Origin of the sequence: Aeromonas sp., from assembly GCF_051657805.1 — a bacterium.
GTDB lineage: Bacteria > Pseudomonadota > Gammaproteobacteria > Enterobacterales > Aeromonadaceae > Aeromonas.
Genome location: NZ_JBOFLJ010000063.1, coordinates 238380 through 257546 on the forward strand (window position 1 = coordinate 238380; position 19167 = coordinate 257546).

Sequence of the window (19167 nt, forward strand, 5' to 3'; positions counted from 1 at the left end):
GTCGTGGAGGTGCTGCTTTTTACCACAAATCGGTTGTCGGCGGAACCTGCAGTTTGCAGGGTTATTGACTGGTTGGACAGGCCAGAGGCAGCAGCGGCGCCTGTTGGCGCCGCTGTTTGGTCAATATTGTGCGTGGATCACTTGAACCAGCTGGAAACCAGCATCACCAGGTAATCCCACAGGCGGCTCATCAGGCCACCTTCCTGCACCTCTTCCAGGGCAACCAGGGGAACCTGCTTGATCTCCTTGTCCCCTTGCTTGAGGAAGACGGTACCGACGCGCTGACCCTTGGCCAGCGGTGCCTTCAGCTCGCTCTCGAGCTGGAAGTCGGCCTTGAGGTTGTTGCCCTGACCACGGGTGACCAGCACGGAGACGTCCTGATCCACGCCCAGTTTCACCTCGGACTTGTCACCCATCCAGATCTTCTGGGTCACCAGCTCGGTGCCAGCCTTGTAGGGGGTCAGGCTCTGGAAGAAGCGGAAACCGTAGGTGAGCAGCTTCTTGCTCTCGGCGGCGCGAGTGGCCTCGCTGCCGGCACCCAGCACCACCGCGATGAGGCGCATGCCTTCATTGTTGGTGGCGGAGGAGACCAGGTTGTAGCCGACCTGGCTGACGTGTCCGGTCTTGATGCCATCTACCTGCAGGGACTGATCCCACAGCAGACGGTTGCGGTTGTGCTGGGTGATGCCGTTGAAGACGAAGGACTTCTGGGCGTAGATCTTGTACTCCTCCGGCAGATCGCGGATGAGGGCCTGACCCAGACGCGCCATGTCGTGGGCGGTACTGTAGTGACCCTCGGCATCCAGGCCGTGGGGGTTCATGAAGTGGCTGTCGTTCATGCCGAGCTTGGCGGCCCAGCTGTTCATCAGGCTGGCGAAGGAGTCGGTGCTGCCCGCCAGGTACTCGGCCATGGCGACGCAGGCGTCGTTGCCGGACTGGATGATGATGCCCTTGTTCAGATCATCGACGGAGACCTGCTTGCCTACCTCGATGAACATCTTGGAGGAGTCGGAATAGTTCTTGGACCAGGCGTTCTGGCTGATGGTCACCATGTCGGTGCGCTTGATGTTCCCCTTGGCCAGCTCCTGGCCAATGATGTAGGAGGTCATCATCTTGGTCAGGCTGGCGGGGGGCAGACGCTCTTCGGCGTTCTGCTCGGCCAGCACCTGACCGGAGTAGTAGTCGATCAGGATGTGAGCCTTGGCGGCGATTTCCGGCGCGGCAGGCACGACCATGGGCGCGGCGTTCAGGGTCGGGACCGGCTGGGCGGTCGGCAGGGCTGAATCCGGTGTCGGCACTGGCTGGTTGGCCTGGGCGGTGGCGCTTAACAGGGAGGCCAGAATGACGGAGCGGGCAAATTTGGACATCTTGAAATTCCTGGTGCCTGAATGGGGAGTACCCCGGTTGAGAGGGGAGTACCCAAGTTAAAAAAAGCGGGCCCCACTATACCAGATGCGCCGGGCGGTCATAGCCCGACATGCGATCTGGCTGGGATTTTATGGCCCAATGCGCGGTATCACGCCGGGATACGACGTGATGCCGCGTGCAGGGGGTTGTGGTGCAGCGTTTCCCCTCAGGGAACGATGAAGGCCTGCTCCAGCCCACCCTGACGGATCTGTTCCAGCAAGGCGGTCTGCTGATCGGCCGCGACCGGCCCCAGCAGGACCCGGAAGATGGCGCCGTGGGCCACCACCTGATAGGGCACCCCGTAGCGCTGGGTCATCACCTTGCCGAGGGCCTCGGCCCTGGGCTGGGAACCGCTCGCCAGCACCTGGATCATCTTGCCCTGACCGCTGGCGGCCTGAGTCGCCGTGACCGTGGTGGTGGCGGTGGCAACCGGCTTGGCTGCGGCCTTGGGCGGGGTGGTTGGCGCAGGAGCGGGTGCCGCCGGCTTGGGTTCGCCCAGGAAGGCGCCCTCCTCGGCGGTCGCTGCCGGTTGCATGGGCTGCATCGGGATCATGGGCACCATCTCCACCATCTGATCCGGGGTGTCGCTGATGAGCTCGACGCGCACGCGGGCCTCCCCTCCTTCCACCATCTCCAGCTGCTTGGCCGCCGCATGGGAGAGATCGATGAGACGATCACTGCCGAAGGGGCCGCGATCGTTGATGCGAACTATGGTCTCCAGCCCATTGTCCAGGTTGGTGACCCGCACATAGCTCGGCAGCGGCAGGTTGCGGTGGGCGGCGCTGAACAGCTTGCTGTCCAGCACGTCGCCGTTGGCGGTCTTCTGGCCGTCCAGATCCTGGGAGAGCCAGCTGGCTGTCCCCTCTTCCTGATAGTGCTTGATGTCGCGCCACACCTCGTACTTCTGCTTGCCGATCCAGTAGTCCCGGTTGCCGCTCGCACTGAGGGGCTCGGGGCGCGGGATGGCGCCGGTGGCCTGAGGGATCTCGATGACTTGCGGTTTTTCCTGCTGGACGGGCTCTTCGGGAAGGGGCTGAGGCTCCGGCTGGCTGCTACAGGCGGCCAGCAACAAGGTCAGGCTGAGGGGAAGAAGTCTGTGGCTGTAATGCATAAGCGTCCTGGATTGCTTGACTGAGTTGATGCACCGCCATCCCATAGAGGGGGCTGCGGTTATAGCGGGTGATCACATGAAAATTGTGGCGCGCGACCCAGTACTCGGGTCCGTCTGCCTGCTCCAAGGCCAGCAGCTTGACTGGCGTATCCGGGGCCAGCGGGGCGGCGAGTTCGATGCCGGCGGCGGCCAGCTCGTGCCACTGCTGGTTGAACTCCGGGCCGGGTGTCAGCAGGGTATCCACTGGTGCCAGTCCGATCAAGGCGGGTTCGACCACGGACTCTCCCCAGCGCCACTTGTGCTCGGCGAAGTAGTTGGCCACGCTGCCGATGGCGTCCGCCGGATTGGCGAACAGATCCCGCTTGCCATCCCCGTCAAAGTCGACGGCGTAGTGGCGATAGCTGGAGGGCATGAACTGCCCCATCCCCATGGCTCCGGCGTAGGATCCCTTCAAACGGGTGAGCGGCCACTTCTCCTCCCGGGCCAACAGCACCAGCTGGGCAAATTCCTTGGCAAAGAAGTCGGCGCGCTCGGGGTAGTGAAAGCCCAGGGTATAGAGGCTGTCGAGCACGGAGTGGCGGCCCATCTGGCGGCCATAGAAGGTTTCGATGCCGATGATGGCGACGATGAGGGAAGCAGGCACCTGGTAGCGCTGCTCGGCACGCGCCAGCACGGCGGCGTGGAGCTGCCAGAAGCTCACCCCGTCCCTGATCCGCTCTGGGGTGACGAACAGCGGCCGGTAGCGATGCCAGGGCTTGGCCTCCCAGGGGCGGGCCATGGTGTCGAGGATCTCCTGACGCAGCTGCGCCTGAGCGGTGGCCGCCTGCAACTCGGCGAGGGGCACCTGCTGCTGGCTGGCCAGTTCGGCCAGCCGTTCGGGGGAGACAGTGGCCCCCGCCGTGAGCGAGCAGAGCCAGAGTGCCAGCCAGCCTCCTCTCATCAGGCGAGCAGTCGTCTGTGGGTCTGGATGGACATCAGGATGCCGAAGCCCGCCATCAGGGTCACCATGGAGGTGCCGCCATAGCTGACCAGGGGCAGGGGTACCCCCACCACAGGCAGTATGCCGCTCACCATGCCCATGTTGACGAACACATAGACGAAGAAGGTGAGGGTCAGGGCGCCGCCGAGCAGGCGCTCGAAGCTGTTCTGGGCCTGCATGGAGATGAACAGGCAGCGACTGATGATATAGAGGTAGATCACCAGCAGCAGGGCGACCCCCACCAGGCCGAACTCCTCGCTGAATACCGCGAAGATAAAGTCGGTGTGGCGCTCGGGCAAAAACTCCAGCTGGGACTGGGTCCCCTGCAGCCAGCCCTTGCCGAACACGCCCCCTGAGCCGATGGCTATCTTGGACTGGATGATGTGATAGCCGCGGCCGAGCGGATCTTTCTCGGGATCCAGCAGCATCAGCACCCGCTGGCGCTGGTAGTCGTGCATCAGGAAGAACCAGAGCACCGGCATGAAGGCGGCGATGAGCAGGGCCGCCAGTCCGATGAGCCACCAGCTGATCCCCGCCAGGAAGATGACGAAGAAGCCGGAGGCCGCCACCAGGATGGAAGTGCCGAGGTCGGGTTGGGCCGCGATAAGCAAGGTCGGCAGCAGCACCATCACCAAGGCGATCAGCACGTGGCTGAACTTGGGGGGCAGGGAGTGACGGCTGAGCCAGGCGGCCACCATGATGGGCATGGAGAGTTTCATCACCTCGGAAGGCTGGAACTTCATGAAGCCGAGGTCCAGCCAGCGTTGCGCCCCCTTGCCGATATGGCCGAATACGTCCACCGCGATGAGCAGCACCACCACCACGGCGAACAGGGGCACGGACCAGCGCCCGTAGAGGGAGGGCGGCAGTTGGGCCAGGCCTATCATCAGCGCGAACGCCAGGCCACCGCGCACCAGCTGGCGCACGATGGAGTCAAAGTCCTGACCCGAGGCGGAGTAGAGCACCACCATGGAGAGGGTCATCAGGGCCAGCAGGCCGAGCAGCAGCGGCAGGTCGATGTGCAGCTTGTACCAGATGCTCTGCTGGCGGGCGGAATTACTCATTGGGCATTACCTCACTCGGAGTCGAAGGCGTCGTGAGCTGCGTGAATGGGCAACACACTCCCTTCTGGCATGCAAGATTACTCATTGGCAGTGGCCTCGCCCTGAGCCGGAACAGGGGTGGATGGCTGGGGTGCCGGCGGCAACTGGGGCTCGGGCGGCAGCAGGTAGGCATCCAGCATGTGGCGTGCGACCGGCGCCCCCATGGCGCTGCCGCCCCCTGCGTTCTCCAGCACCAGGGCGACCACGGCCTTGGGGGCCTCGAACGGCGCGAAGGCGACGAACAGGGCGTTGTCGCGGTGCTCCACCTTGGTGGTGGCCGCGTTGTAGACCTGGTTCTCTTTCAGCCCCACCACCTGGGCGGTACCGGACTTGCCCGCCGCCACATAGGGGGTGTTGGCAAAGGCGCGCCGGCCCGTGCCCTCGTGGCCGTTGATGACGCGCCACATGCCGTCCTTGGCCACCTGCCAGTAGGTGTCGCTCTTGGCGGCGATGGCGATGTTCGGGTTGATGGGGGCATTGACCACGCCCTCTGCCGAGGCCGTGCTCTTGAGCAGATGCGGCGTCACGTCGTGGCCGTTCTGGGTCAGTATGCTGATGGCCTTGGCCAGCTGGATCGGGGTCGAGCTCCAGTAGCCCTGGCCGATGCCGATGGAGATGGTGTCTCCCTGATACCAGGGCTGGCGCCAGCGCGCCATCTTCCAGTCACGAGAGGGCATGACCCCCTTGGTCTCCTCGTATAGATCGACGCCGCTGTACTGACCGAAGCCGAACTTGGTCATGTAGCTGTTGATCTTGTCGATGCCGACCCGGTAGGCGAGATCGTAGAAGTAAGTGTCCGCCGACACCTCGATGGCGCGATAGACATCGAGCCAGCCGTGGCCCCAGCGGCGCCAGTCCCGGAACTTCTTGGTGGTACCTGGGATGGAGAAGCTGGGTCCGCCGAAGTAGCGGTAGTTGGGGGTGATGGCCCCCTCGTTCAGCCCCATCACCGCCATCATGGGCTTGACGGTGGAGGCGGGGGCGTAGATGCCCTGCGTGGTACGGTTCACCAGCGGACGGGCGGGATCGTTGAGCAGCGCCGAGTAGTTGGTGCTGGAGATGCCGGTCACGAACAGGTTGGGGTCATAGCTCGGGCTCGACTCCATGGCCAGGATGGCGCCCGTGTTCGGATCCATCATGACGATGGCGCCGCGGCGGCCGGCCAGCAGTTCCTGAGCCTTCAACTGCAGACGGATGTCGATGTTGAGGTAGATGTCCTTGCCGGGCTCGGGGGGCTGGAACTTGAGGGTACGCACCACCCGGCCGCGGTTGTTGACCTCGACCTCCTGATAGCCCGCGACCCCGTGCAGCTGATCCTCGTAGAACTTCTCCACCCCCTGTTTGCCGATGTCCTTGGTGGCGGCATAGTTGGCGAGCTTGTCCTCCTTCTCGAGGCGCTCCACGTCACGGGTGTTGATCTTAGCCACATAGCCGAGGGCGTGGGTGAGGGTATCCCCGAACGGATAGTAACGCTTGAGGTAGGCCTCGATGCTGGCCCCGGGGTAGTTGTGCTGGTTGACCGAGAAGAGGGCGACCTGGTACTCGGTCAGCTTCTCGAACAGGGGAACCGGCTTGAAGCGGCGCTGGCGCTTGACCTCGGCCAGGAACTTCTCCTTGGTCCCCTCCGGCAGCTTCAGCAGCTCGATGAGGGCGTCCGCGGTCTTCTCCAGATCGTCGGTCTCTTCCGGCACTATCTCCAGGCTGTAGACGGGGCGGTTCTCCGCCAGCAGCACGCCGTTGGCGTCATAGATGAGGCCCCGTGGCGGCGCCACGGGCACGACCCGGATCCGGTTGTCGTTGGAACGGGTCTGATAGGTGTCGTAAGACTCTACTTGCAGGTAATAGAGGTTGCCGAGCAGCACCAGCATGAGCACCACCATGCCGATGTAGGCGACCAGGGTGCGTCGGAAGAACAGCCGTCCTTCGGCGCTGTGGTCGCGCATCTCGATGCGATTCTTCATCTTCAGCATGCCGCTACCTTATGAGCGATGGCACCAGACCGGGGTCTGGTGCCATGAATACGACGGGAGAGGCTGCGCAGGGGAAACATGCTTCACTCTCTGTGATACGGGTGACATGGAGGGGTGATGCGCCAGCTGTGCATGGTTCATTCCCTGTGATACGGATGTTTGAGGGTGATGCAATGCATGGCTCACTCTCTGTGATACGGGTGGTTGGTGGTGATGCTCCAGGCGCGATAGAGGCTCTCGGCCACCAGCACCCGCACCAGCGGGTGGGGCAGGGTGAGCGGCGACAGGGACCAGCTCTGCTCGGCGGCGGCCTTGCACTCCGGCGACAACCCCTCGGGGCCGCCCACCAGCAGGGCCACGTCGCGGCCGTCCAGCTTCCAGGCTTCCAGTTGCACGGCAAGCTGCTCCGTGGTCCAGGGCTTGCCGGGAATATCCAGAGTCACGATGCGGGAGCGGCCGGCGGCGGCCAGCATGGCTTCCCCTTCCTTCTGCAGGATACGGGGAATGTCGGCATTCTTGCCCCGTTTGCCCGCGCCTATCTCGACGAGTTCAAACGGCATGTCTTTGGGGAAACGGCGACGGTACTCTTCGAAGCCATGCTCTACCCAGGCGGGCATCTTGGTGCCCACCGCAATCAACTGGATCTTCATCGTTCTTTACGCTTGCACCCTTATTGCACCTGTACTTGGGCGCCGCCCCAGAGCTTTTCCAGTTGGTAGAAATCGCGAAATTCATCCTGCATCACGTGCACGATGACCGAGCCCATGTCCACCAGCACCCACTCACCGGTGAGTTCACCCTCCACGCTGAGCAGATCCAGCCCGGCGTGGCGGGCCTCGCTGGCCAGGTTGTGGGCGATGGCGGTGACGTGGCGATTGGAGTTGCCGGAGCAGATGATCATGGTATCCGTGATGCTGGACTTGCCGCGCACATCCAGGGTGATGATGTCGCGGCCCTTCATGTCATCGATCTTGTCGACGATAAAGGCGAGTAATTCTTGGCCTTGCAATGTCTTCTCCTACTCTGTCCGGCGCGCTGCATAACCTCAGGGCGGCGGATTATATCATGGTCATTCCCGTTTCCCAGTGCGGCAAAGGGGAAGGCATCCGGGGCCGCCTCGAAGGAGGCGAGCCCCTGTTGATCACTATAGTGCGCAACCTGCGCGGGCAATAGTCGTACCGGCCCTCGCTGCGCCTCAGGGTGTCGGCTGATAGAGCTTGTGCCGGGCGATGTAGTCCGCGACCGAGGCCGGCAGCAGGTATCTGGGATCCCGCCCCTCGGCCAGCAGGGCCCGCAGCCCGGTGGCGGATAGCTCGACGGGCAGGTTGCCCGCCAGCCAGATATGGCCGTGGCGATGGCGATGCAAGTCCTGTTTGTCCTGGCTCAGGTGGCGGCCGAGCAGAGCCTTCACATCGGCCGGGTAATCCGGCTGCCAGCCCGGACGGGCACTCACCACCAGATGGGCGTAATCGAGCAGCTCCTGCCAACGATGCCAGTTAGGTAGGCCGAGCAGGGAGTCCATCCCCATCAGGAAGCAGATCGGGGTGTCCGGCAGCTCCGCTCGCAGCTCGACGAGGGTGTCGATGGTGTAAGAGGGCTTGTCCCGCCCAAGCTCCCGCTCGTCCACCACGAATCCCGGCGTCTCTGCCGCCGCCAGCCTGACCATGGCCAGGCGCTGCTCGCTCGAGCAGAACGGGCTGGCTCTGTGGGGAGGAATGTGGTTGGGCAGCAGGCGCACCTCGGCCAGCCCCAGCGCCTCGCGCGCCTCGATGGCCGGACGCAGGTGGCCGATATGGATGGGATCGAAAGTGCCTCCCAGGATCCCGATGGGAGGCTTCAGCATGATTCCGCCTCCAGCAGGGGGAGCGGGGTGCCATCGCGAAAACCGAGCGCCAGGGTCTGCAGCATCAGCCAGGCCTGTTCGGTGTCGAAGCGGCGCTGGGCGTCGTCGAGCCGGGCCATCAGCTGCCACAGCTGCTGTATTTTGGCGAAGGGCAATCGGGTCAGGGCCTGCTGGATCAGCTGCTGACGGCTCTGCCAGATGCGCAGGCGGGAGAAGTGCTCCACCAGGGGCTGACCCGCTCGCGCCGCCAGCGCCAGTTCGGTCAGCTGCTCAAGCTCCCGGCATAGGGTCCAGGCCAGCATGCCGGGCTCCGTGCCCTCGGCCCGCAGCGCCAGCAGGATGCGCTGGGCCCGGTTCACCTTGCCCTCCAGCAGGCAGTCGATGAGCTGGAAGGGGGTGAAGTGGGCGTGACGTATGATGGTCTCTTGCAGATAGGTGACCGTGATCGGCTGAGGGGGCGAGAGCAGGGTCAGCTTCTCGATCTCCTGGCTCGCGGCCAGCAGATTGCCTTCATAGGCGTGGCACATGAAGTTGATGGCGTCCGGCAGCGCCTTGAGACCGAAGCGCTGGAAACGGGCGCTCATCCAGCGCGGAAAGAAACGGGGCTCGGGGTGGTTGACCGGCACATAGGTGCCGAGCTGACTCAGCTTGTCGAACCAGGCGGCCTTCATCTGGGTTTGGTTGAGGCGCCCGCCCGAGAGTACCAGCAGCAGGTCGGGGTGCAACTGCTTGCCGATCTCGGTGATGCGGGCGGCGAGATCCTTGTCGACCTTGGCGGGCAGCTCCAGTTCGATGATCTGGCGGGCCGAGAAGAGGCTCATGGCCTGGCAGGCGTCATAGACCTGGTGCCAGTCCAGCCCGGCCTCGACCACGAAGCTGTGGCGCTCGTCGAAACCCTGCTTGCGCGCCAGCTGACGAATGGCATCGATGGCCTCCAGCTTGAGCAGGGGCTCGTCACCAAAAATGAGATAGCAGGGCTTGAGCCCTGCCTTGAGGTGGTCTGCGAGTTGTTCAGGGTAAATCCGCATCAGAGCCTGGCCTGGTTGAGGGGGGAGGATGCAAGGTCGATGGCCTGCTCATTCTTGAACAGCGGTTCGTCACCAAAAATGAGATAGCAGGGCTTGAGCCCTGCCTTGAGATGGTCCGTGAACTGCTCCGGATAGACTCTCATCAGGAGACTCGCATCAGAACTTGACCTGGCTGAGCTGACGGATCACCAGGTTTGCGGCCTGCTCCTGCATCTCCTTGCCGAGCTGCTCCTGCTCACGGGAGGAGGCCAGCGCCGCATCCGGCTTGTTCAGGAAGCTGCGGTTGAAGGTGATGGGGAAGACCTGGGTCGGCTTGCCCGGCACGGTCACGCTGAACTGGGTGCTGTAGCCCAGCAGGTATTCGCGATCCTGACCGATGGAGTCGACGGAGGCGACCTGACTGCTGCTGCTGACACCGGCCAGGGTCAGCACCGGAATGCCTTCCTTGTCTGCCAGGGTCACCCCTGACGCCTTGAGGCGGGTGGTCACTAGGCGATAGAAGTCGCTTGTCTTGTCACCGACCACCTTCATGGTCATCAGCTCGGGGGGGATGGCGGTACCGCGCATCTGAAAACCGCAGGCCTGCAGCAGCAGGCCCGTCAAGATGATGGCAATCCAGCGAATGAAGGGCATGCCCATGGATAATCCTCTTTGAAACCTTTGAACAACGGCGGGCGCCTGCCCGCCGTCATCATTCATGGATGTGCAGTGACCGGTGCCCGGTCTGCCATCCTCAGTTTGCGACTATGTTGAGCAGCTTGCCCGGCACGTAGATCACCTTGCGCACGGTCAGGCCTTCGGTGAATTTCTGCACCGAGGCATCTTCCATGGCCAGCTTCTCGACGTCTGCCTGGCTGATCTCGGCCGGCACGGTCAGCTTGCCGCGCATCTTGCCGTTGATCTGTACCACCACCAGCTTCTCGGTCTCGACCATGGCCGCTTCGTCGGCGACCGGCCAGCCGGTCACGTCGATGTCCCCTTCCTTGCCCAGCATCTTCCACAGCTCGAAGCCGATGTGCGGGGTGATGGGGTAGAGCATGACCACCACGGCCTCCAGCGCTTCCTGCATCAGGGCGCGGTCCTGCTCGTCGCTGCCGAGCTTGGAGAGGTTGTTCATCAGCTCCATGATGGCGGCGATGGCGGTGTTGAAGGTCTGGCGACGACCCACGTCATCGCTCACCTTGGCGATGGTCTTGTGCAGCTCGCGGCGCACGGCCTTCTGCTCGCTGCTGAGTGCCGCCACATTCAGGGCTGGGGCGGCGCCGGCGCTGACGTGTTCGAAGGTGATGCGCCACAGGCGACGCAGGAAGCGCTGGGCACCCTCGACGCCGGAGTCGGACCACTCCAGGGTCATGTCGGCCGGGGAGGCGAACATCATGAACAGGCGCACGGTATCGGCACCGTAACGTTCCACCATCAGCTGGGGATCGATGCCGTTGTTCTTGGACTTGGACATCTTGGTCATGCCGGAGTGGATGACCTCGCGACCCTCGAGGTCGACGGCCTTGGTGATACGACCCTTGTCGTCACGCTCGATCTTGACGTCGAGGGGGCTGACCCAGACGTTGCCGCCCTTCTCGTCCTTGTAGTAGAAGGCATCCGCCAGCACCATGCCTTGGCAGAGCAGGCGCTTGAACGGCTCGTCGCTGTTCACCAGGCCGGCGTCGCGCAGCAGCTTGTGGAAGAAGCGGGCGTACAGCAGGTGCATACAGGCGTGCTCGATGCCGCCGATGTACTGATCCACCGGCAGCCAGTGGTTGGCGGCCGCCGGATCCAGCATGCCCTTGTCGTAGTCCGGGGAGCAGTAGCGGGCATAGTACCAGGAGGACTCCATAAAGGTGTCGAAGGTATCTGTCTCGCGGAACGCTTCCTGACCGTTGTAGCTGGTCTTGGCCCACTCGAGATCGGCCTTGATGGGGCTCTGGATGCCGTCCATCACCACGTCTTCCGGCAGCAGCACCGGCAGCTGGCCTTCCGGCGTCGGCACCACAGAGCCGTCTGCCAGGGTCAGCATGGGAATGGGGGCGCCCCAGTAACGCTGACGGGAGACACCCCAGTCGCGCAGGCGATAGTTGACGGTGCGCTTGCCGCAGCCCAGGCTCTCCAGCTTGGTGGCGATGGCATCGAAGGCGGCCTGGAACTCGAGACCGTCGAACTCGCCGGAGTTGAACAGCACGCCCTTGTCGGTGTAGGCGGCGGCGATCACGTCCGGCACCTCGCCCTCGGCGGGCTTGATGACGGGCTTGATCTCGAGGCCGTACTTGGTGGCGAACTCGTGGTCACGCAGGTCGTGGCCGGGGACCGCCATCACGGCGCCAGTGCCGTAGTTCATCAGCACGAAGTTGGCGACCCAGACCGGTACCTTGCGGCCATCCAGGGGGTGAATGGCATAGAGGCCGGTGGCCATGCCCTTCTTCTCCATGGTCGCCATGTCGGCTTCGGCCACCTTGGTGTGCTTGCACTCCTCGATGAAGGCGGCGAGCTCGGGGTTGCCCTCGGCGGCCAGGGTCGCCAGCGGATGGCCGGCGGCGATGCCCACATAGGTCACGCCCATGAAGGTGTCGGGACGGGTGGTGTAGACCTCCAGGTGATCAGCCTGGCCGTCGACCTTGAAGCTGATGTTGACCCCTTCGGAGCGGCCAATCCAGTTGCGCTGCATGGTCTTGACCATCTCGGGCCAGCCGTCCAGGTTGTCGATGTCGTTCAGCAGCTCTTCGGCATAGTCGGTGATCTTGATGAACCACTGGGGGATCTCTTTCTGCTCCACCGGGGTGTCACAGCGCCAGCAGCAGTTGTCGATCACCTGCTCGTTGGCCAGCACCGTCATGTCGTTCGGGCACCAGTTGACGGAGGAGGTCTTCTTGTAGACCAGGCCCTTCTCGTAGAGCTTGGTGAAGAACCACTGCTCCCAGCGGTAGTAATCCGGCTTGCAGGTCGCGAGCTCGCGATCCCAGTCGTAGCCGAGCCCCAGCATCTTCAGCTGGTTCTTCATGTATTCGATGTTTTCGTAGGTCCAGGGCGCCGGCGCCGTGTTGTTCTTGATGGCGGCGTTCTCGGCCGGCAGACCGAAGGCATCCCAGCCGATGGGTTGCAGCACGTTCTTGCCATTGAGCCGTTGATAACGGGAGATCACATCACCTATGGTGTAGTTGCGCACGTGCCCCATGTGTAGACGACCAGACGGATAGGGGAACATGGAGAGGCAGTAGAACTTCTCTTTGTCTACTTTTTCCACGGCCTTGAAGGTTTTCTTGGCATCCCAGTGCTGCTGCACTGCTGGTTCTATGGATTGGGGAACGTATTGCTCTTGCATTGGTGACATCCGGATCTGTGAAATGAATAGATAAATCAGCTGGGAAATCCAGATAGAATACCCATATCCTGCGGCGGCAACAACCGCCAGCATCCGCCGGGTCTCGGGCCGGCCATGATCAGCTTGCAGCAGAGGAGTAACGGCCATGGACAAACAGCAAAAAGGGTACGAAGCCTTCATCGCCCAGCTTAGGAAGCAGTGGGAGGAGACGGAGGAGTTTCAGGGAGAGCGCCTGAACCGCATGATCGCCAGGGTGCAGGCCTATCTGGAGGCGGCCGGCGATCTGACCAAGGACGAGCTGGCACTCATCGCCGAATACGTGAAACGGGATCTCGGCAACTACGACGAGGGCAAGAGCGAGGCGCCGGAATCCGCCTTTATGCTGGCATTGAAAGACACCGCCTGGTCCTGGCTCGCCGACGTGACGGACCGCGCCCAGGTGGAGTGGCAGGAGCTGGCCGAGGAGCTGGAGCACAAGGGCATCTACCGCGCCGGGGACTGGGTCGGCCTCGGGGTGCTGGTGTGCGATCACTGCGAGTGGCGCCACACAGTGCTTCACCCCGAACAGCTCGGCACCTGCCCGGAGTGCGGGGCCAACGAGTATCATCGTGAGCCGCTCTCACCCTGATATCGGGTGATGAGCTCAATAGAAAGAGGCGCCCAGGGGCGCCTCTTTCTATTGATGGCTATCGGCCGGCAGCGGCTCAGCCCTTGCGGGCCCAGGGATGGGCGCGGGGGCGCAGGGCCAGCCCCAGACCCAGCAGCAGGGCGGCGATGCCGTACATGGGCCAGCTGCCAAAGCGCAGGTAAGGGGTCTGGCCGTGGGCCGGACGCACCTCGGCTCTCAGCACGCCGGCCTCGAATTGCGGGATCTGGGCCAGGATGCTGCCGTCTATCTCGGTGACGATTGTGATGCCGGTGTTGGTGTCCCGCAGCAGCGGACGGGCCAGTTCAAGGGCCCGCATGCGGGCGATCTCCATGTGTTGCCAGGGGCCGATACTGGTGCCGAACCAGGCGTCGTTGGAGACGGTCAGCAGGAAGTCGGTATCCGGCTGCACGTTGCGGCGCACCTCGTCCGGGAAGATGATCTCGTAGCAGATGGCGGCGGCGAACTTGAGCCCCTTGGCGATGAGATTCGGCTGCACCTCGTCACCCTGGCTGAAGGAGGACATGGGCAGGTTGAAGAAGGGGGCTATGGGGCGCAGTAGATCTTCAAACGGCACGAACTCGCCGATGGGCAGCAAGTGGTACTTGTAGTAGCGGTTCTTGTGCTCGTAGTGGTAGGACTCCTTGCCCGCCGCGTCCTGCACCCCCATGCCGAGCACGGTGTTGTAGAAGCGCTGCTGCTGGAGGTCGTAGTGGATGATCCCCGCCAGCAGGCCGGTGTCGTTCACCTTCATCGCCTTGTCCAGGCTCTCCAGATAGGTGCCCATCTCCTTCTCGATGGCCGGGATGGCGGACTCCGGCCAGACGATGATGTCGGCATCCTGATTCTCGCGGCTAAGATCCTGATAGGTGCGCACCGTGGGGATCAACGCCTCCGGATCCCACTTGAGGGACTGGGCGATGTTGCCCTGCACCAGGGCCACCTTGACCGGCTCGCCCCGGGTGACCCAGCTGAGCTGCATCAGCCCTTGCGCCACACCCACCAGGGCGACCGGCACCAGCAGCCAGGACGGCTTGCGGCTCTGCCATACCAGCCAGAGGGCGGAGGTAGAGAGCAGCAGCGCCAGGGTGATGCCCTGCACCCCCAGGATGGGGGCGAACCCCTTGAGGGGGCCGTCGATCTGGGTGTAACCAAACCAGAGCCAGGGGTAGCCGGTCATCACCCAGCCCCGCAGCCAGTCGGCACCGAGCCAGAGGGCCGGGAAGGCGAGCAACCAGCGACTCCAGTGGCGGCCGCTGAAGAAGCGGGCAAACAACCAGCAGGCCAGAGTCGGGTAGAGAGAAAGGTAGGCGCAAAGCCCGGCCAGCAGCACGAAGGCCGCCGGCAGCGGGATACCGCCGAATTCCGTCATGCTGACGTGGATCCACCATTGGCCCGGCAGGAAGAGCCCTATGGCGTAGCCGAAGCCGCGCCAGGCCGCCTGTTTGGGGCTTGCCTTGTCCAGCAGGGCGTAGAGGCCGAGCAGGGAGAGGATCACCAGGGGCCAGTAGCCGAAAGGAGAGAAGGCCAGGACGGCGATGGCACCGGAGGCCAGGGCAAACAGGCTGGTCAGAAATTTGGATTTCACTGGGCTAGGGGCTCGAATTGGACTGAATAAAGTTAAGTGGCCGACATCTTAACCGCAAACGGTGCCAACGGCGAGCCTCCCGGCGGCCGGGTATCGAGGGGCGGTGGCAGGGGGGAGCGAAGGAGAAAGGGGCCTGGCAGCATGACAAACGCCCCTTGGCAGGGGCGTTGAACGTCAGATCCGGGGCGGGAGAGATCAGGACTCCGGCTGGGCGGCCGCGTGATTCTCCGGGATCTTCACCTGCAGCTGCTGCAGGCGGCGACGATCCGCATGCATCACCTTGAACAGGTAGCCGTCGAGTTCGATCTCTTCCCCCTTCTTCGGCAGGTGGCTGAAGGCGTGCATCACCAGGCCGCCCACCGTATCCACCTCTTCATCGCTGAACTGGGTGCCGAAGAATTCGTTGAAGTCCTCGATCTCGGTGAGGGCGCTGACGGAGAAGACCCGCTTGCTGATGCGGCGGATCTCTTCCGGCTCGTCCTCGATGTCGTCGAACTCGTCGTCGATCTCGCCGACGATGAGCTCGAGGATGTCTTCTATGGTCACCAGACCCGAGACACCGCCAAACTCGTCCACCACTATGGCCATGTGGTAGCGCTCTTCCCTGAACTCCTTGAGCAGGCGATCGACCCGCTTGCTCTCAGGCACTATCACCGTGGGGCGCAGGATCTGCTCGAGCTGCAGGGGCTCGCTGGCGTGCTGGCCGCCGAAACCGAACGGCAACAGGTCCTTGGCGAGCAGTATGCCCTCCACATGATCCTTGTCTTCGTTGATCACCGGGAAGCGGGAGTGGCCGGATTCGATGATGACCGGCAGGAACTCGTCCACCGGTTGGGACTTCTCTATGGTCACCATCTGGGAGCGGGGGATCATGATGTCACGCACGCGCAGCTCGGCAATTTCGAGCACGCCCTCGATCATGTCCTTGGTGTCCTGATCGATGAGGTCTCGCTCTTCGGCATCGGCGATGACTTCCACCAGATCATTGCGGTCTTTTGGCTCGCCCTGGAAGAGTTGGCTGAGCTTGTCGAGCCAGGTTTTCTTCGGCGAGCCGGTACTAGGGTGATCGTCGGTCATTTTCTCTCTTGGTTACTCGTGTGAACACAGGGTCGTTGTCTCGGCACTATGAGGATGGCGGCCGACTGTTTCAATCGGTTGACCATCCCCCTGGCCTCACTCTTCGTCGTCGAGGTAAGGATCGGGGATGCCCATCTCCTGCAGGATGTCGCGCTCGAGCTGCTCCATCTCCTCGGCCTCCTCGTCCTCGATATGGTCATAACCTAGCAGATGCAGACTGCCGTGCACAACCATGTGGGCCCAGTGGGCCATGAGGGGTTTGTTCTGCTCGATGGCCTCGGCTTCCACCACCTGACGACAGATCACCAGATCCCCGAGCAGGGGCAGCTCCATGCCGGGAGGGGCTTCGAACGGGAAGGAGAGCACATTGGTGGGCTTGTCCTTGCCGCGGTAGCTGTGGTTGAGCTCTCGGCTCTCCGCCTCATCCACCAGCCGCACCGTCACCTCGGCCTCTTCCTGGAAGCCGAGAATGGTGCCCTCGAGCCAGCCTTGCAGCTGGGCTTCGGTGGGCAGACCTTCCGGGTTGGCACAGGCCAGTTGCAGATCCAGGATCAGGCTCATTGGGCACTCTCTTTATTGGTGTTGACTGCGGCCTTGTCGGCCGCCTGTTGGGCGTCGAACGCCTCGTAGGCCTGGACGATGCGGGCCACCACGGGGTGGCGCACCACGTCCTTGGACTCGAAGAAGTTGAAGGAGAGGCCATCGACCCCCTGCAGCACTTCCAGGGCGTGGCGCAGGCCGGACTTGGTGCTGCGGGGCAGATCCACCTGGGTGATGTCGCCGGTCACCACCGCCTTGGAGTTGAAGCCGATACGGGTCAGGAACATCTTCATCTGCTCGGTGGTGGTGTTCTGAGCCTCGTCCAGGATGATAAAGGCGTCATTGAGCGTTCTGCCGCGCATATAGGCGAGCGGCGCCACTTCGATGATGTTGCGCTCCATCAGCTTCTCCACCCGCTCGAAGCCCAGCATCTCGAACAGGGCGTCGTAGAGGGGGCGCAGGTAGGGGTCCACCTTCTGGGAGAGATCCCCCGGCAGGAAGCCGAGCTTCTCCCCCGCCTCCACCGCCGGGCGGGTCAGCAGGATGCGGCGGATCTCCTGGCGCTCCAGGGCGTCCACCGCTGCGGCCACAGCTAGATAGGTCTTGCCGGTACCGGCCGGACCTATGCCGAAGCTGATGTCGTGGCGCACTATGTTGGCGATGTACTGGGCCTGGTTCGGGCTCCTCGGCTTGATGAGGCCGCGCTTGGTCTTGACCGTCACCTCCTTGCCGTAGGGCAGGCTGGGGGCCTCTTCTTCATCCTGCTCCAGTACCCGGGACTCCTGTACCGTCAGGTGGACCATCTCCGGGGTGATGTCGGTCACCTTGCCGCCTTTGAGCGGCTGGGTCTCCACATAGAGGTGCTTGAGGATGACGGCGGCGGCATCGATTTGCGCCTGCTTGCCGAGCAGCTGGAAGTGGTTGTCGCGGTAGCTGATCTCGACGCCGAGGCGACGCTCCAACTGCTTGAGATTGTCGTCGAAGGGTCCGCACAGGCTGGCCAGCCGCAGGTTGTCGGCGGGCTCAAGGTGCAGGTTCAGGGTCGCGATATGTCGGCTCAAATTGACCTCGTCTCAAGGCTCTTCCCCCGAAAGGGAAGAGAGATTAATGGGGAGTGAAGGCCGCAACGCCCAGGGGATCGGGCACGTTGTCGGGGCGGCGGGCCAGGATCTCGCTCGGCGCCGTGGCGATACGCAGGTTCATCTCGTCCTCGCCGCGGATGAAACGGCCGCGCAGGGAGAAGGGGCGCACGTCGGTGATCTCCACGTCGGCGAAGCCGCCGATGAGGCGGTGGGAGCCCTCGAAGTTGACCACACGGTTGTTCTCGGTGCGGCCGCTGAGCTGCATGGGATCCATCTTGGAGGGGCCTTCCACCAGGATGCGCTGCACCGAGCCCAGCATGGCGCGACCGATGAGCATGGACTGGTGGTTGATCTGGTTCTGCAGCCGGGTCAGGCGGGCCTTCTTCACCTCCATGTCCACATCGTCAGGCAGGTCCGCGGCCGGGGTGCCGGGGCGAGGGCTGTAGATGAAGCTGAAGCTCATGTCGAAGTTGATCTCCTCGATCAGCTTCATGGTGGCCTCGAAGTCCTCGTCCGTCTCGTTCGGGAAGCCGACGATGAAGTCCGAGCTCATGGTGATGTCGGGACGCACGGCCCGCAGGCGGCGGATCTTGGACTTGTACTCCAGCACGGTGTGGGGTCGCTTCATCATGGTCAGGATGCGATCCGAGCCGCTTTGCACCGGCAGGTGCAGGAAGCTGACCACCTCCGGGGTGTCCCGATAGACCTCGATGATGTCGTCGGTGAACTCGATGGGGTGGCTGGTGGTGTAGCGAATGCGGTCGATGCCGTCGATGGCGGCAACCAGCCTGAGCAGCTCGGCGAAGGTGCAGTCATCCCCCTCGAAGGTGGGGCCGCGATAGGCGTTGACGTTCTGGCCGAGCAGGTTGACCTCGCGCACCCCCTGCTGGGCGAGCTGGGCTATTTCGTAGAGCACGTCATCCAGGGGCCGGCTCACCTCTTCGCCGCGGGTGTAGGGCACCACGCAGAAGGAGCAGTACTTGGAGCAGCCTTCCATGATGGAGACGAAGGCGGTGGCGCCTTCGGCGCGGGGCTCCGGCAGGTTGTCGAACTTCTCGATCTCGGGGAAGGCGATGTCCACCTGGGCGCCATGGCCCTCCTGCACCTGTTTGATCATGGCGGGCAGGCGATGGAGGGTCTGGGGGCCGAAGACGATGTCCACATAGGGGGCGCGCTTTCTCAGATTGTCCCCTTCCTGGGAGGCGACGCAGCCGCCCACCCCGATCACCAGACCCGGCTTCTTGGCCTTGAGCTTCTTCCAGCGACCGAGCAGGTGGAACACCTTCTCCTGGGCCTTCTCGCGGATGGAACAGGTGTTCAGCAGCAGGACGTCGGCCTCTGCGGGCTCCTCGGTCAGCTGATAACCATGGCTGGCGTCCAACAGGTCCGCCATCTTGGACGAGTCGTACTCGTTCATCTGGCAGCCCCAGGTCTTGATATGAAGTTTCTTGCTCATCGCTACTCTTGACTGTTTTTTGCT

General features: G+C 63.3%; 17 protein-coding genes and 1 pseudogene. 1 reads left to right on the plus strand and 17 read right to left on the minus strand.

Annotation, left to right across the window (positions count from 1 at the left end; all coding sequences use genetic code 11):
* Positions 1-137: 137 nt before the first annotated feature.
* From ACRCYW_RS21285 to leuS, 12 genes and pseudogenes are all read right to left on the minus strand, one after another.
* Complete coding sequence (locus ACRCYW_RS21285) at positions 138-1367, minus strand: serine hydrolase (RefSeq protein WP_438551966.1); 1230 nt, start codon at positions 1365-1367, stop codon at positions 138-140.
* Positions 1368-1573: 206 nt separating this feature from the next.
* Positions 1574-2518, minus strand: a complete 945-nt coding sequence (locus ACRCYW_RS21290) for a septal ring lytic transglycosylase RlpA family protein (protein WP_438551967.1) — start codon at positions 2516-2518, stop codon at positions 1574-1576.
* Positions 2460-3458, minus strand: coding sequence for a lytic murein transglycosylase B (mltB, locus tag ACRCYW_RS21295; protein WP_438551968.1), 999 nt, complete (start codon positions 3456-3458; stop codon positions 2460-2462). The genes ACRCYW_RS21290 and mltB overlap by 59 nt, the downstream gene beginning before the upstream one ends.
* Positions 3458-4561 (minus strand): rod shape-determining protein RodA, encoded by a 1104-nt coding sequence (rodA, locus tag ACRCYW_RS21300; RefSeq protein ID WP_438551969.1) that lies wholly within the window; start codon positions 4559-4561, stop codon positions 3458-3460. The genes mltB and rodA overlap by 1 nt, the downstream gene beginning before the upstream one ends.
* Before the next feature lie 77 nt (positions 4562-4638).
* On the minus strand, positions 4639-6561 hold the full coding sequence (mrdA, locus tag ACRCYW_RS21305) for a penicillin-binding protein 2 (protein ID WP_438552057.1): 1923 nt from the start codon (positions 6559-6561) through the stop codon (positions 4639-4641).
* 191 nt (positions 6562-6752) lie between these two features.
* Positions 6753-7220, minus strand: a complete 468-nt coding sequence (rlmH, locus tag ACRCYW_RS21310) for a 23S rRNA (pseudouridine(1915)-N(3))-methyltransferase RlmH (RefSeq protein WP_005298242.1) — start codon at positions 7218-7220, stop codon at positions 6753-6755.
* Positions 7221-7240: 20 nt separating this feature from the next.
* Positions 7241-7579: a ribosome silencing factor gene (rsfS, locus tag ACRCYW_RS21315; RefSeq protein WP_349919125.1), complete on the minus strand. Its 339-nt coding sequence runs from the start codon at positions 7577-7579 to the stop codon at positions 7241-7243.
* A 186-nt stretch (positions 7580-7765) separates the two neighbouring features.
* A complete protein-coding gene (gene nadD / locus ACRCYW_RS21320) occupies positions 7766-8413 on the minus strand; it encodes a nicotinate-nucleotide adenylyltransferase (protein WP_438551970.1) in 648 nt (215 codons plus the stop codon).
* Positions 8407-9441 (minus strand): DNA polymerase III subunit delta, encoded by a 1035-nt coding sequence (gene holA / locus ACRCYW_RS21325; protein WP_438551971.1) that lies wholly within the window; start codon positions 9439-9441, stop codon positions 8407-8409. The genes nadD and holA overlap by 7 nt, the downstream gene beginning before the upstream one ends.
* Positions 9442-9476: 35 nt before the next feature.
* A pseudogene (locus ACRCYW_RS21330) lies at positions 9477-9584 on the minus strand (DNA polymerase III subunit delta); the annotation flags it as partial.
* Positions 9585-9597: 13 nt separating this feature from the next.
* Complete coding sequence (locus ACRCYW_RS21335; RefSeq protein WP_438551972.1) at positions 9598-10080, minus strand: LPS-assembly lipoprotein LptE; 483 nt, start codon at positions 10078-10080, stop codon at positions 9598-9600.
* Positions 10081-10174: 94 nt separating this feature from the next.
* Positions 10175-12754 (minus strand): leucine--tRNA ligase, encoded by a 2580-nt coding sequence (gene leuS, locus ACRCYW_RS21340; RefSeq protein WP_438551973.1) that lies wholly within the window; start codon positions 12752-12754, stop codon positions 10175-10177.
* 145 nt (positions 12755-12899) lie between these two features.
* Here leuS and ACRCYW_RS21345 point away from each other — a divergent pair, with 145 nt between their 5' ends.
* A complete protein-coding gene (locus ACRCYW_RS21345; protein ID WP_438551974.1) occupies positions 12900-13382 on the plus strand; it encodes a zinc ribbon-containing protein in 483 nt (160 codons plus the stop codon).
* Positions 13383-13458: 76 nt separating this feature from the next.
* Here the strand turns inward: ACRCYW_RS21345 and lnt are convergent, their stop codons facing one another.
* From lnt to miaB, 5 genes are all read right to left on the minus strand, one after another.
* The gene (lnt, locus tag ACRCYW_RS21350) at positions 13459-14988 is read right to left on the minus strand and encodes an apolipoprotein N-acyltransferase (RefSeq protein ID WP_438551975.1); all 1530 of its coding nucleotides are present in this window, start codon (positions 14986-14988) and stop codon (positions 13459-13461) included.
* Positions 14989-15183: 195 nt separating this feature from the next.
* Positions 15184-16065 carry a CNNM family magnesium/cobalt transport protein CorC gene (corC, locus tag ACRCYW_RS21355; RefSeq protein ID WP_438551976.1) on the minus strand — a complete coding sequence of 294 codons (882 nt, stop codon included), beginning with the start codon at positions 16063-16065 and terminating at the stop codon, positions 15184-15186.
* 96 nt (positions 16066-16161) lie between these two features.
* Positions 16162-16626 carry an rRNA maturation RNase YbeY gene (gene ybeY / locus ACRCYW_RS21360; protein ID WP_438551977.1) on the minus strand — a complete coding sequence of 155 codons (465 nt, stop codon included), beginning with the start codon at positions 16624-16626 and terminating at the stop codon, positions 16162-16164.
* The gene (locus ACRCYW_RS21365; protein ID WP_438551978.1) at positions 16623-17666 is read right to left on the minus strand and encodes a PhoH family protein; all 1044 of its coding nucleotides are present in this window, start codon (positions 17664-17666) and stop codon (positions 16623-16625) included. The genes ybeY and ACRCYW_RS21365 overlap by 4 nt, the downstream gene beginning before the upstream one ends.
* Before the next feature lie 43 nt (positions 17667-17709).
* A complete protein-coding gene (miaB, locus tag ACRCYW_RS21370) occupies positions 17710-19143 on the minus strand; it encodes a tRNA (N6-isopentenyl adenosine(37)-C2)-methylthiotransferase MiaB (protein WP_438551979.1) in 1434 nt (477 codons plus the stop codon).
* Positions 19144-19167: the final 24 nt, after the last annotated feature.

Excerpts from the sequence above, each read along its gene's own strand:
- ACRCYW_RS21285 (WP_438551966.1), bottom strand. The coding sequence starts at position 1,367 with ATGTCCAAATTTGCCCGCTCCGTCATTCTGGCCTCCCTGTTAAGCGCC.
- ACRCYW_RS21290 (WP_438551967.1), bottom strand. The coding sequence starts at position 2,518 with ATGCATTACAGCCACAGACTTCTTCCCCTCAGCCTGACCTTGTTGCTG.
- mltB (WP_438551968.1), bottom strand. The coding sequence starts at position 3,458 with ATGAGAGGAGGCTGGCTGGCACTCTGGCTCTGCTCGCTCACGGCGGGG.
- rodA (WP_438551969.1), bottom strand. The coding sequence starts at position 4,561 with ATGAGTAATTCCGCCCGCCAGCAGAGCATCTGGTACAAGCTGCACATC.
- mrdA (WP_438552057.1), bottom strand. The coding sequence starts at position 6,561 with ATGAAGAATCGCATCGAGATGCGCGACCACAGCGCCGAAGGACGGCTG.
- rlmH (WP_005298242.1), bottom strand. The coding sequence starts at position 7,220 with ATGAAGATCCAGTTGATTGCGGTGGGCACCAAGATGCCCGCCTGGGTA.
- nadD (WP_438551970.1), bottom strand. The coding sequence starts at position 8,413 with ATGCTGAAGCCTCCCATCGGGATCCTGGGAGGCACTTTCGATCCCATC.
- holA (WP_438551971.1), bottom strand. The coding sequence starts at position 9,441 with ATGCGGATTTACCCTGAACAACTCGCAGACCACCTCAAGGCAGGGCTC.
- ACRCYW_RS21335 (WP_438551972.1), bottom strand. The coding sequence starts at position 10,080 with ATGGGCATGCCCTTCATTCGCTGGATTGCCATCATCTTGACGGGCCTG.
- leuS (WP_438551973.1), bottom strand. The coding sequence starts at position 12,754 with ATGCAAGAGCAATACGTTCCCCAATCCATAGAACCAGCAGTGCAGCAG.
- ACRCYW_RS21345 (WP_438551974.1), top strand. The coding sequence starts at position 12,900 with ATGGACAAACAGCAAAAAGGGTACGAAGCCTTCATCGCCCAGCTTAGG.
- corC (WP_438551976.1), bottom strand. The coding sequence starts at position 16,065 with ATGACCGACGATCACCCTAGTACCGGCTCGCCGAAGAAAACCTGGCTC.
- ybeY (WP_438551977.1), bottom strand. The coding sequence starts at position 16,626 with ATGAGCCTGATCCTGGATCTGCAACTGGCCTGTGCCAACCCGGAAGGT.
- miaB (WP_438551979.1), bottom strand. The coding sequence starts at position 19,143 with ATGAGCAAGAAACTTCATATCAAGACCTGGGGCTGCCAGATGAACGAG.